The following is an 11,710-nucleotide window of genomic DNA, read 5'->3' as shown; positions in this document are numbered from 1 at the left end:
CGAGTGTCAAATCACGCGCAGGATGGCTCCCGCAGCCGTCAATCCCGGTCCGAAGACGATCGTCGTAACGAGGGTTCCACTGAGAATGGAGTCATCCGAAAGGATGTCAGCCCACATGTGGGGAGCGGTCGCTGAGGAGAGATTCCCGCGATCGAACAAGATCCTGCGCGACCAGGCCATCCTCTCTTCGGTAACATTCAGGGCATCTCTGACCTTATCCAGGATGCGGGGGCCGCCTGGATGAATGGCCAGCAGGGAATCAGGAAAGTCACGAGACTTCAACAGTCCAGCCCGTTCGTAGAGGTCGTGGACAAAGGTGTTGACATGGTCAGCGATCCGATCAGGGATGGCCTTATCCAGGATCATGTGCATGCCACTGTTGACAATGCTCCACTGCATGAGATCGCTGGTTTCGGGGATGATGTACTCATGGGTGGCAAGCAGTTCGAAAGAACGGCGCGATCCTCTGTTCGGAGCCTCGGGTGACCACATTTTGTAGGCAACGACCCCATCGCCGAAAAGGCTGTGACCAACGATCTGGTCAGGGGTCCGTCGGACAGGATCAGCATGCAGGGTGTGCAACTCCGTGTGCACCACATCCACCATGGCTTCCTCCGGTCGGCCCTGGGCCATGGCACCGGCCACCAGCCCGGAGGCGACACGCAGAGCAGGAACCGATGCGTGGCAACCGTGGTGGTACACCTGGGTGACCGTGGTGGAATTCCAGCCCTGGGAGCTGGCCAGTAACTGCGGAGCGCTGGGGGATTCGTAGGCTGTGCAGGTGACGTGAAGGAGATTGGAAGGTTTCACCCGCTGACCAGAGAACAACTCGTTGAAGATCTTCTCAGTGAAACGCTTGAACGCCTCACGGCGGCGGCTCCACCCCCCGAGGCTGAGAGGATCCTCAGGGTCAAACACCTTCCATTCTTCGGGAGGAAGCAGGAAATCCTCTGTGTAGGTGAACCGGCTCGACAGCTGCGTGGGGCTGCAGCCGAAGCGATCGAACAGCTTGGCGTAGAGAGCCCTTGCGGACTCAAAAGAAGTGTGTTCCCCTTGGGCAACGGCAGCCCGGGCGAAGATGCCCACGAGAAAGGTGAACAGCTGCTCCTGGGGAATGGCGAACGGAGGATCGACAATCCGGAAGTCCCCGATCCTGCAGCGGGTTGAAGACGGCTGCCTGGTTGCCTGGAATCTCAGGGAAGAGGGGAAACGAGAAGGGGAGGAAGCCGACGGCCGCGAGAGCGTGGAGGTCATGGGGTGGGAGGGGGAATGCTGATTGATGAAGCCAATTCGTCTTTTGGAAATGCCGCTACCGCGCATCATTTGATCAGCAATCCTCGTGGAGTATGCGAACAATGGTCCCTGCAATGGAACGCAACGTCAAGTGTGCAGCTTTGTCATTGGCACAAATTGACAGCGCCCCAGGGAGGGCAATCGTTTAGCTTCATCCTCCCATACGCTCTCTCCGGATTCACTTTCCTGCCACTTTCACACTCAGGGGTGATTCACGTTCACCACAGAAAGACCTGGATTTTGGCCCATCTTGCCGGCACCAACAGCAGGATTTCTGGTATGCACAGTGTTAGAGGTAATCCCGGACAAAAAAGAGAGAAGACTTCAGGCCTCTTTCCAGATTTATCGCTGGGGATCTCATCAACCAGTGAAAAAAACCGCTAGAAATTCTCCGAGAACAAACTGGTAGAACGTAGTCCTAGCTACCGTTTTAGGGAGCTAAGGCGACGATGGCCCTCCTGGATGCCGGTCGACCCTGAGGTGGCTGCACACAAGGGCGCATTGCTCCGCGTGGGCGTTCTGAAAGGGTCCTCCTGCATCGGGTCCGCCAGGCCGATTCCCACGAAATGGGCTGGCGGCGGAGACGCCGACCTGCAGCGACTGGCAGTGGGGGGGCCTTTCTACTATCGATGTCGTTCGTATCTCACCCCATGACCATCGGCGTTGGCCTGCTCGGATTGGGCACGGTGGGAGCCGGTGTGGCCTCCATCCTCACCAGTCCAGGGGGCCGCCACCCGATGGTGGCGGATCTCGCCCTGCGCCGGGTGGCCGTTCGCGATCCGCAGCGGTCCCGGCCTGTGATCCTGCCCCCAGGGTGCCTCGTCACCGATCCCCTCCTGGTGGTGGACGATCCGTCGGTGGACATCGTGGTGGAAGTGATGGGGGGTCTGGAGCCGGCCCGCACGCTGATCCTGAGGGCCATCGCCGCCGGCAAGTCGGTCGTGACCGCCAACAAAGCGGTGATCGCCCGACACGGCGAGGAGATCGCCGCCGCCGCCGCCGAGCGTGGGGTTTACGTGCTGATTGAGGCGGCCGTGGGAGGGGGGATACCGATCATCGAGCCCCTCAAGCAGTCCCTTGGGGGGAACCGCATCCGGCGCGTGAGCGGGATCATCAACGGCACCACCAACTACATCCTCAGTCGAATGGCCGACGATGGCGCCGGCTATGGGGAGGTGCTGGCCGAAGCCCAGGCGCTCGGCTACGCCGAAGCGGACCCGGCGGCTGATGTGGAGGGCGGCGACGCGGCCGATAAGATCGCCATTCTGGCGGGGCTGGCTTACGGAGGGACCGTGTCCCGCGCCGGCATCGCCACCGAGGGCATCGATCGTCTGGACGCCCGTGACGTGGCCTACGCCGCCCAGTTGGGCTTTGTGGTGAAGCTGCTGGCGGTGGCAGAACACATGGGGGACGACGCCGACGGCGGTGCGCTGCTGGACGTGCGGGTGAATCCCACTCTGCTGCCGAAGTCCCACCCCCTGGCCGGAGTCCACGGGGTGAACAACGCCATCCTGGTCGAAGGTGAACCGGTGGGAAGGGTGATGTTCTACGGACCGGGGGCGGGCGAGGGTCCCACCGCCTCGGCGGTGGTGGCTGACATCCTCAACATCGCCGGCATCCGCAAGGTGAGTGGGCCTCAGGCAGGCCTGGATCCACTGCTGGCCGCGAGCCGCTGGCGCCGCTGCACCCTGGTGGACGGCTCCCACACCAGCCACCGCAACTACGTACGCCTGCGCACCCGCGACGAGGCCGGCGTGATCGGCAAGATCGGCATGTGTTTCGGTGATGCGGGCGTCTCGATCCAGTCGATCGTTCAGTTCGCCGGCCACGAGGGGGCTACGGAAATCGTAACGATCACCCACGAGGTGCTGGAATCCCGTTTCCGCGAAGCCCTCACCGCCATTGAAGCGCTACCGGAGGTGCAGGCGGTGGCTGCCAGCCTGAGGACCCTGTAGCTGATGGAGAAGATCGGACGTCCCGGGGAGGCTAATTTTGCGCCATCCCCCCCATCTGCCGAAAGGATTCCACCCAACGATGCTTCATCCCCTGACCGGTCAGACCATCGACCCGGGCGCCGATCCGGACGGTGAACCCATCGACGAGAGAACCGCGGCACGGATCGCAGGGAGCGACCTGCTCATGGCGGTCGGGACAGGACTCTTTCTCGTCTTCCTGGGTTACGCGATCGTGGATTCCCTGCCCTTCCAGCTGCTCAATCCCAACTGGCAACTGCGCTTCGTCACGCGGATCCTGTCCCTCGGGTCGATTCCCCTGGTGGGATTCGCCTGCGTTCACCTCGCGGCGATCCTCAACCCGGCCAACGTCCGGATGCGCCAACGGCTGCTGATGACGCGCCAGTGGGCGATGGCCGCCGCCATCGGCTTTCTGTTGCTGATTCCCCTGCAGGGCTTTGCCACCTGGAAGGCCTACACCGAGGCCAAGGCCAACCAGCAGACCCTCATCCAGCAGGCCAACCGACGGGTGGCGCCCCTGAAGCGGGTCATCGAATCCGCAACAAGCACCGCCGACCTGCAGCAGAAACTGTCACAGCTGCAGGGGGTCCAACTTCGGCTGGCACCCGAGGATCTCTCCAGGCCTCTGGCGGTGGTGCAGAAATCTCTGATCGACAATCTCGTCCGCTCCCAGAATCTCTACGCCGACCGCATCGCCAGCACCACCGCACCCACCCAGATCTGGGCAGCTCTCCAGAGCGCAGCCCGGACCCTCGTGGCCTCGATTGGTTTTTTCTTCGGTTTCGCCGCCGGAGCCCAGTTTGGCCGCTCCCCCCTGACGCTCCTGGACCGGATGTCGGTGTGGAGCCAGTCGCTGTTCGGTGGGCGTCGACGGCGATCACGGCGCCCCTGATTCAGCGCCCCTGGCGCAGGCGCTGCCGCAACCGGCGGCTGCAGCGCCAGGCCAGGGCCACCCCGGCCACGGGCAGGGGTCCGGGCACCGAAGCTGGGTCAGGAGCCTCCCCCTCACCACCGGGCTGCCCGGTGGGGCCGTCGCCGCCATCACCGGGCAGCTCGCCGGGGCCGCCGCCGGGCTGATCGCCGGCGGGGCTTTCCGGAGCCGGGGCAAGCAGAGCCGTCTCGAACACGCCGTCCCCATCCCCGGAACCGTCCGTCCCGTCGGCGGGCTCGGCCACCAGGGCGAGCACCGGCTCGATGGAGGGGGAGCCGGCCGGCACGATCCGGAAGGGAACGAAGGCGCCCGTGGAGCCGTCGAAGACGTTGTCGAAGAGGGTTCCGGCCTGCCAGGTGAGTTGCAGCGGCGCGTTTGTCGCCGTCCCCGTCCAGCGGAAGGCCAGGGGATTCGTCAGGCGGAAGCCGCCGCGGCCGGGCACGTCGCCGGAGCGCGCCAGGAAGAAGCCCGAGGGAACGACGAACCCATCGATGATGGAACCGGACACTGAAGGGGAGCCGAGAAGGAACGGGGGCACGACCAGTCCCGTGACGGGGTTGCCCAGGCCGATGCCACCGACGCCGATGCGGATCTCCGGCTCCCGCCCGAATCCGGGAACCAGCAGTTCCCGCAGGTCCTCCAGCTCGGCCAGGGCGTCATGCCCGTAGCTGCCCACGGCCGGGGCCGCGGTGCTGGCAATCAGGCAGCTGAGCAGCACCAGGGGAGGGTAGAGATGGACCGACGGGCGGAAACGCCTCAGGCCGTGGGCACCGAACCCAGGGAAGCGCACCATGTACAACCAGGAATGTTTCACCATCTTATCAGCCAGCCTTCAGGCTTGCCTGGTTTGCGTTTCAGTTGGCAGGCTGGGGCGCTCTGCCGCGCCCCTGACGGCATGGGTGGGGCCCCCTAAGGTCTGGGCCGCTGGCCAGTCCGCACCACCCTGTCCAGCCCGGACCTCGGATGCCTGACCACTCCGCCAGCCGCGAGGAGACGATCGCCGGCTTCAGCCGCCTGCTCGCCTGGAGCGGTGGCGGCCTGCTGCTGGTGTTCCTGGCGTTCGTCCTGGTCGACTCCCTGCCGCTCGCGCTCCTCAGTCCCGCCTGGCAGCTGCGGTTCACCAACCGCATGGTCAACACCGCGCTGCTGGCCCTGCTGGGGTTCCTGCTGCTGCACCTCGCGCTCTACATCGAACCCACCAACGGCTTCCTGCGGGCGAAGCTGGCCATCGCCCGCCAGTGGGCGATCGTCGTGGTGTTCGCCTTCCTGCTGCTGGTGCCCCTGCAGGGTTTCGCCACCTGGCGGATCCTTTCCCAGGCGAAGGGCGCCCAGGCGATGCAGCGCAGCGTGCTCGACACACGGGTGACGGGAATCCGCCAGGCGATCGAAGCGGCCACCAGCCCGGAGGACCTGCAGGCCCGCTTCTCGCGGCTTCCGGCCCCCCGGCCCCAGCTGCCCCCGGCGGCCCTCAGCCTGCCCCTCAGCGAGCTGAAGCGCAGCCTGCTCGATGAGCTGCAGAAGACGGAGACCCGCGCCTCCGGCCGGATCAGCGGCCCAGCCCCCACCGACGTCTGGGCCCTCGGCCAGGGGGTGGCGCGGGTGAGCATCGCCTCGGTGGGGTTCGCCGCCGCCTTCGCCGCCGGCGCCCAGCGGCCGGGGGTGTCCCTCACCCTGCTCCAGCAGCTGGTCCGGCAGCTGGAGATCCTGCGCGGGCGGCGGCCCAGGAGCCAGCGACGGACCCCCTGAGCGCCTCCGCCGGAACCGTGCTGGACAGGCCGCTTGAATGGGCGCCACCGGATCGCAGGGTCTTGCCGACGACCAGGGGCAGAACAGCACGCGGGCCGGCCGCGGCGGCCACGGCCCTTGCCACCCTGCTGCTGGCCCTGCCGCCGCTGGCGGGCTGTCAGCCATCGGGATCGCGCCGCTCCCTGGTGGTGGCGACCAAGAGCCGCATCGATTCCCTTGATCCGGTCCAGGCCTCCCGCATCGGCGTGATGCAGGTGCTCAGCGGCCTGGGGGACCCCCTTTATGCCATCGACGCCGGCGGCCGCATCGAGCCGCGGCTGGCCACGGCCCTGCCGGTGCTGAGTCCGGACGGGATGCGGGCCCGCATCCCCCTGCGGCGGGGGGTGCTGTTTCACGACGGCACCCGCTTCGATGCCGCCGCCATGGCCTTCTCCCTGCGCCGCTTCATGGCGATCGGCACCCTCGGCTACCAGCTGAGCGAACGGGTCGCGAGCGTGCGGGTCACCGCTCCCCACGAGATCGAGCTGGTGCTGAAGCGCCCCTTCAGCCCGCTGCCGCGGCTGCTCAGCGCCATCTTCCTGACCCCGGTCTCCCCCACCGCCTACCGGCAGCACCGGGACCGGCCCCTGAACGACCGCTTCGTGGGCACCGGCCCTTACACCCTGGCCTTCTTCGGCGGCCAGCAGCAGCGGCTGGTGCCCTGGTCCCGCTACTGGGGCCGGCGGCCGGCCAACGGGGGCATCGACCTGGTCACCCTGAGCAACTCCACCGCCCTGTTCGGGGCGCTGCGCAGCGGCGAGGTGGACCTGCTGCTCAGCACCGGCCTGGAGATCGACCACCAGCAGGCCCTCAAGCGGGACGCGGCGGCCGGCCGCCTGCGGCAGGCCGTCGGCCCCTCCCAGGAGATCAGCCTGGTGTCCCTGCTGACCGACCAGCCACCGCTGAACCGGCCCGCCCTGCGGCAGGCCGTGGCCCGAAGCCTCGATCGGGCCACCATCGTGCGGCGGGTCACCCTGGGGCTGCGCTCCCCCCAGCGGCAGCTGGTGCCCCCCGACCTGCCGGGCTCCGATCCCACCGCCTGGCCGGCCTACGACCCCGCCGGGGCCCGCGCCCTCTACCGCCAGGCCGGGTACTGCGGGGGCAAGGTGCTCACCCTGCCGTTCACCTACCGCTCCGACATCCCCACCGACCGCCTCTTCGCCCTCACCTGGCAGGCCCAGCTGCGCCGGGACCTGGGCGACTGCGTGACGCTCGAGGTGAGCGGCATGGAGTCGACCACCGCCTACTCCCAGCTCGACAAAGGCGCCCTGACGATGCTCTTCTACGACTGGATCGGCGATTACCCCGATGCGGAGAACTTCCTGATGCCGCTGCTCTCCTGCAGCAAGGCCGAGGGAAACCGCTGTCTGGAGGGCAACAGCGTCCTGGGCGGCACCTTCTGGACCGCCCCGGGGCTGGAGGAGGAGCTGCAGCGCAGCAGCCAGCTGGACGGCCCCGAGCGGACCGCCCTGCTGGTGGCCATCCAGCGCCGGGTCGCCGCCGCCAGCCCCTACCTGCCGGTGTGGCTGAGCGCCCCGGTGGCCTGGGGCCAGCCGGGGGTCAGCCAGCCCCGCTTCGACGGGTCCGGCCGGGTCGTGCTGGGGGAGCTGCGCCGTCTCCCCGCCGCTGCCGCGGCCCGGGTGCCATGAGCCGCCGCTCCGACCTGGCGCGTTACCTGGCCTCCCGCCTGGCCCTGGCTCCGGTGATGCTCTGGCTGATCGCCACCCTGGTGTTCCTGCTGCTGCGGGTGGCCCCCGGGGATCCGATCGACGCCCTGCTGGGCACCCGCGCCCCGGAGGCGGCCCGCGCCGCCCTGCGGGCCCAGCTGGGCCTGGATCTGCCCCTGGCCGACCAGTACGGCCGCTTCCTCGGCCATCTGCTGCGGGGCGACCTGGGCACGTCGCTCACCAACGGTGAGCCGGTGACCCGCATCATCCAGGCCTCCCTGCCCGCCAGCCTGGAACTCGGCGTGGTGGCCCTGCTGCTGGCGGCCGTGGCGGGGCTGGCGGTGGGATTCAGCGGCATCGCCCGTCCGGAGGGACGGATCGATCTGGCCGGCCGTCTCTACGGCATCAGCACCTACGCCCTGCCCCCCTTCTGGGCCGCCATGGTGGTCCAGCTGGTGTTCTCCGTCTGGCTCGGCTGGCTGCCGGTGGGGGGACGCTTTCCCGCCACCCTGATGCCGCCGGAGGGCACGGGCTTCTATCTGCTCGACAGCCTCCGGGCAGGCGACTGGAGCCAGCTGGTCGGCAGCCTGCGCCACCTGGTGCTGCCGGCGGCCACCCTGGGCCTGCTGCTCAGCGGCATCTTCACCAACGCCCTGCGGCTCAACCTGCGCCGCGCCCTCGGCTCCGACTACGTGGAGGCGGCCCGCAGCCGGGGCCTGAGCGAGCAGCGGGTGGTCCTGCACCACGCCCTGCCCAATGCCCTGCTGCCGGTGCTGACGATCACGGGCATCACGGTGGCCTCCCTGATCGGCGGCGCCCTGCTGATCGAGGTCACCTACTCCTGGCCGGGCATCGCCTTCCGGCTGCAGGAGGCGATCGCCCAGCGCGACTATCCCGTGGTGCAGGGGATCGTGGTGGTGGTGGCGGCCCTGGTGGTGTTGGTGACCGTGCTGGTGGACCTGCTGGTGGCCCTGCTGGATCCGCGCATCCGCTTCTGAGCGCCGGGCCGGTGCCGGTGCCGAAGTCTCAGGGCTGCAGGCCGGCCTTCCAGCGCCGGGCGGCGGCGGCGTCGAGCACATCGAGGGTCACCCCCTGCTGCACCCTCCGCTGGGCCGGCAGCAGCAGGGGCTGCTCCAGGGTCTGGAGGTATTCGGTGGTGAGGCGCAGCAGCGCCGACTGCACCCGGGCCGGGTCCACCCCCACCAGCTCGTCGTCGAGGCGGAAGAGCACCTCATCGGTGGGCATCAGCCGCACGGGGGAGAAGTGGCTGCCCCCCTCCACCATCACCAGCCGGCTGCGGGGATCGCTGCCCTGGAGGAACAGGCGCAGCTGCTCCTCCAGCGGCGGCGTCACCAGGTCGAGGCTGCCGCCGACCATCAGCACCGGCAGCCCCAGGGACGCCAGGCCCCGCCGGGGCCAGAGCAGGCTGCCGAAGCTGTTGAGCAGCACCAGCCCCCGCAGGTCGGCGGGGGGGGAGGGGCGCTTGGGCAACTCGGTGCTGGGCAGCTGGCACTGCAGCAGCCGGGAGGGGTTGGCGATCGGCAGGCGGTCGAGGGCCTTGCGACAGCGCTCGGCGAGGCCCGCCTCCGGCACCACCCCCGCCGCCAGCAGGGCGGAGAGGGCCCCCATCGAATGGCCCAGCAGCACCACCCCGTGGCCCCGCACCGGCAGCTCGCCCCGGCGCTGGGCCGCCAGCACCGCCTCGACGTCGGCCAGCCGGATGGCCAGGGTCTCGGCGCCCGGCGGCGGCCGCTGGCCGTCGAGGGCGGCCTTGAGGGCAGGTCCGTCACTGCCGGGGTGCTGCACCACCACCACCGGCCAGCCCCGTTCGGCCAGCTCGCTGGCCAGCCAGCCGAACTGGTCGGCATTGCCCCCCAGGCCGGGCATCATCAGCAGCCAGGGCCGCTGCGGGGTCGGGCTTCCCCGGCCGGTGGCCGCCGCTGGCGCCGGTGGTGCCGGCCACACCTCCAGCGGCAGGGGCTGCTGGCGGTGGCCCACGGCCAGCCCCAGCCGCCGGGGCCTCAGGGGGGTGCGATCGGCGAAGGCCAGGGGGACGGTGCGCCGCTCCGGCAGGGCCAGGGCCTGGAGGCGCCGCAGCGCCTGCCGCTGCAGGTCGATCTGCTGGCGCCACTGAACGGCCAGCTCGTAGAGCCCATCGAGCTGGAGGCTCAGCCGTTGCACCGGCAGGGCCCGCAGCAGGCCGATGGTGGAGACGTCCTGGCGGGACTCCAGCAGCCGGCGCAGCGTCGTCTGCAGCACCGCCGTGGTGCTGCGGCCGTCGGCCGTGGTCAGCAGGTCCCCGAGGCGGGCCATCATCTGGCTGCCGGCCCAGCTGTCGAGCAGCTGCTGGCCGAAGCTGGTGTCCCGCAGCAGGGGGGCGCGCAGCAGGATCTTCAGGTCCTGGCGGCTGCGGGGGTCGAGCAGATCCAGCCAGACCGCCAGGTCCCCGCCGCCGGACCGGCCGGCCGGACTGCGGGTCCAGCCATCGAGCTGCTCGAGGTTCACCGGCAGCTCCAGGCCATCGAAGCGCAGTTCCAGCACCTCCGCCGCGGCAACGGGCCCGGCCAGGGCCGGCCCGGCGATCAGCAGACTGGCCAGCAGACCCTTGAACAGGCGAAGGCGGAGTGGAACAGGCACAGGGGAGGGCCAGGGCGCGGTCCTGGTTCACCCAGTTTCCAGCAGCCCTGCGCCATGTCGCCCTGATCCGCCTGATCGCGATGCTCGGGGCGGGCGGCGTGCTCTATCTGACGCCGATGGTGTTCCACCAGGCCCAGTTCAGCGCCGGCCGCGTCACCGAAGGGCTGGCCCTGGCCGCCCTGGCGGGCACCCTGGGCCGGATCCTCAGCGGTCTCCTGCTGGATCGGGGCCTGAACTGCGCCGTTCCGGTGCTGCTGGCGGCCCTGATGGCCATCGCCGGTGACGCCCGGCTGATGGGCGCCGGCTCCTTCGGCGGCTACCTGCAGGGGCAGGTGCTGCTGGGCATGGCGGTGGGCTTCTACTGGCCCGCGATCGAGCTGGCGGTGCCGCTCTGCTGCGCGCCGGTGCCCTCGGGCCGGGCCTTCGCCCTGATGCGCAGCGCCGATGCCCTGGGCATCGCCGCCGGGGCCCTGCTGGGGGCGGTGCTCGCCTGGCGGGGATGGCTGCGCGGCATCTACGCCGTGGACATCGGCTGCATGCTGGTGCTGCTGCTGCTGCTGTCGCGCCGGCAGCTGCCGGATCCGAGGCCCAGGGAGCGGCTGGCCCACCCCAGCCCCTGGGGACCCTGGCTGCCCGGCCTGCTGCCGCTGCTGGCCGTGGCCGTGCTGGCCACGGCGATGCCGGCCCTGATGCAGAGCGCCCTGCCCCTGGAGCTGGTGCGGGGCAGCCTGCAGCGGCGCGCCCTGCCGGTGAGCCTCGGTGCCCTCACCATCGGCCTGCAGCTGGCCCTGCTGCTGGTGCTCCAGTGGCCGGTGGGGCAGGCCCTCGCCCGCCGGCCGGTGGCGGCGGGCCTGAATCTCAGCCTGGTCAGCTTCGCGGCCGGCAACCTGCTGCTGGCGGGATCCGCCTACAGCGAACGGGGGCTGGGGCTGCTGCTGCTCGCCCAGCTGCCCCTGGCCCTCGGGATGGCCTGCTTCCTGCCCACCGCCACCGAAGCGGTGGTGGAACGCAGCCCGATCGAGCACCAGGGCCTGGCCCTGGCGCTGCTGTCCCAGTGCTTCGCCATCAGCGGCTTCACCGCGCCCCTGCTCGCCGGCCGGTTGCTGGATGGCCAGGGCCATGGGGCCGGACTCTGGCTGCTGATGGCCGTGGCCTGCCTGGGGGGACTGCTGCTGGTGCGGGGCCTAGGCCCCCGCCGGGCGCTCCCCTGAGGCGGCGGCCTGCCGCTCCACCCAGGCCTCATGGGGCAGGGGCTCGGTGCCGTACTCCCAGTCGTCGTAATCGGGATCGTTGCGGATGCGGCGGTGGATCTCCTTCTGGACCTCGAAGTTATGGGGATGCTCGGCGGCCGTGCCGGCGGCGTCGCCGGACTCCGCCGAGGGGGGGGATGGGGTCCCGGGATGGTCCGCTGCTGCCATGGCCCT

10 protein-coding genes are annotated in these 11,710 nt (G+C 69.7%); 6 read left to right on the top strand and 4 right to left on the bottom strand.

Annotated elements, in window-relative coordinates:
* Positions 1 to 6: 6 nt before the first annotated feature.
* The gene (locus KBZ08_RS00475) at positions 7 to 1,254 is read right to left on the bottom strand and encodes a 3-oxoacyl-[acyl-carrier-protein] synthase III C-terminal domain-containing protein (RefSeq protein WP_254970505.1); all 1,248 of its coding nucleotides are present in this window, start codon (positions 1,252 to 1,254) and stop codon (positions 7 to 9) included.
* Between the two features lie 689 nt (positions 1,255 to 1,943).
* Between KBZ08_RS00475 and KBZ08_RS00470 the strand changes: the two genes are divergently transcribed.
* Both KBZ08_RS00470 and KBZ08_RS00465 read left to right on the top strand, forming a co-directional pair.
* A complete protein-coding gene (locus tag KBZ08_RS00470; RefSeq protein ID WP_254970504.1) occupies positions 1,944 to 3,248 on the top strand; it encodes a homoserine dehydrogenase in 1,305 nt (434 codons plus the stop codon).
* 79 nt (positions 3,249 to 3,327) lie between these two features.
* Complete coding sequence (locus KBZ08_RS00465) at positions 3,328 to 4,158, top strand: hypothetical protein (protein WP_254970503.1); 831 nt, start codon at positions 3,328 to 3,330, stop codon at positions 4,156 to 4,158.
* 1 nt (position 4,159) lies between these two features.
* On the opposite strand, the gene KBZ08_RS00460 is transcribed toward KBZ08_RS00465, so the two are convergent.
* Positions 4,160 to 4,990 carry a hypothetical protein gene (locus KBZ08_RS00460; protein WP_254970502.1) on the bottom strand — a complete coding sequence of 277 codons (831 nt, stop codon included), beginning with the start codon at positions 4,988 to 4,990 and terminating at the stop codon, positions 4,160 to 4,162.
* 170 nt (positions 4,991 to 5,160) lie between these two features.
* On the opposite strand from KBZ08_RS00460, the gene KBZ08_RS00455 reads away from it, so the two are divergent.
* The 3 genes from KBZ08_RS00455 to KBZ08_RS00445 all read left to right on the top strand — a co-directional run bounded on the left by KBZ08_RS00455 (position 5,161) and on the right by KBZ08_RS00445 (position 8,647).
* Complete coding sequence (locus tag KBZ08_RS00455; RefSeq protein ID WP_106220458.1) at positions 5,161 to 5,943, top strand: hypothetical protein; 783 nt, start codon at positions 5,161 to 5,163, stop codon at positions 5,941 to 5,943.
* Positions 5,944 to 6,005: 62 nt separating this feature from the next.
* On the top strand, positions 6,006 to 7,631 hold the full coding sequence (locus KBZ08_RS00450; RefSeq protein WP_254970500.1) for an ABC transporter substrate-binding protein: 1,626 nt from the start codon (positions 6,006 to 6,008) through the stop codon (positions 7,629 to 7,631).
* Positions 7,628 to 8,647, top strand: a complete 1,020-nt coding sequence (locus tag KBZ08_RS00445; RefSeq protein ID WP_254970497.1) for an ABC transporter permease — start codon at positions 7,628 to 7,630, stop codon at positions 8,645 to 8,647. The genes KBZ08_RS00450 and KBZ08_RS00445 overlap by 4 nt, the downstream gene beginning before the upstream one ends.
* A 28-nt stretch (positions 8,648 to 8,675) precedes the next feature.
* Here the strand turns inward: KBZ08_RS00445 and KBZ08_RS00440 are convergent, their stop codons facing one another.
* The gene (locus tag KBZ08_RS00440; RefSeq protein ID WP_254970495.1) at positions 8,676 to 10,286 is read right to left on the bottom strand and encodes an alpha/beta hydrolase; all 1,611 of its coding nucleotides are present in this window, start codon (positions 10,284 to 10,286) and stop codon (positions 8,676 to 8,678) included.
* Here KBZ08_RS00440 and KBZ08_RS00435 point away from each other — a divergent pair.
* Positions 10,274 to 11,497: an MFS transporter gene (locus KBZ08_RS00435; RefSeq protein WP_396122348.1), complete on the top strand. Its 1,224-nt coding sequence runs from the start codon at positions 10,274 to 10,276 to the stop codon at positions 11,495 to 11,497. The two genes, KBZ08_RS00440 and KBZ08_RS00435, sit on opposite strands and share 13 nt — an antisense overlap.
* On the opposite strand, the gene KBZ08_RS00430 is transcribed toward KBZ08_RS00435, so the two are convergent.
* Positions 11,471 to 11,704, bottom strand: a complete 234-nt coding sequence (locus tag KBZ08_RS00430; RefSeq protein WP_015110772.1) for a hypothetical protein — start codon at positions 11,702 to 11,704, stop codon at positions 11,471 to 11,473. The genes KBZ08_RS00435 and KBZ08_RS00430 overlap by 27 nt on opposite strands.
* Positions 11,705 to 11,710: the final 6 nt, after the last annotated feature.

Source organism: Cyanobium sp. Candia 9D4, assembly GCF_024346155.1.
In the GTDB taxonomy this organism is placed as follows: Bacteria; Cyanobacteriota; Cyanobacteriia; order PCC-6307; family Cyanobiaceae; genus Cyanobium; species Cyanobium minutissimum.
The sequence above is the reverse complement of the archived record's forward strand: the minus strand, read 5'-3'. Positions and strand labels throughout refer to the sequence as shown.

What these genes read in the sequence shown, in the direction of transcription:
- KBZ08_RS00475 (WP_254970505.1), bottom strand. Translation starts at nt 1,254, where the DNA reads ATGACCTCCACGCTCTCGCGGCCGTCGGCTTCCTCCCCTTCTCGTTTC.
- KBZ08_RS00470 (WP_254970504.1), top strand. Translation starts at nt 1,944, where the DNA reads ATGACCATCGGCGTTGGCCTGCTCGGATTGGGCACGGTGGGAGCCGGT.
- KBZ08_RS00465 (WP_254970503.1), top strand. Translation starts at nt 3,328, where the DNA reads ATGCTTCATCCCCTGACCGGTCAGACCATCGACCCGGGCGCCGATCCG.
- KBZ08_RS00460 (WP_254970502.1), bottom strand. Translation starts at nt 4,990, where the DNA reads ATGGTGCGCTTCCCTGGGTTCGGTGCCCACGGCCTGAGGCGTTTCCGC.
- KBZ08_RS00455 (WP_106220458.1), top strand. Translation starts at nt 5,161, where the DNA reads ATGCCTGACCACTCCGCCAGCCGCGAGGAGACGATCGCCGGCTTCAGC.
- KBZ08_RS00445 (WP_254970497.1), top strand. Translation starts at nt 7,628, where the DNA reads ATGAGCCGCCGCTCCGACCTGGCGCGTTACCTGGCCTCCCGCCTGGCC.
- KBZ08_RS00430 (WP_015110772.1), bottom strand. Translation starts at nt 11,704, where the DNA reads ATGGCAGCAGCGGACCATCCCGGGACCCCATCCCCCCCCTCGGCGGAG.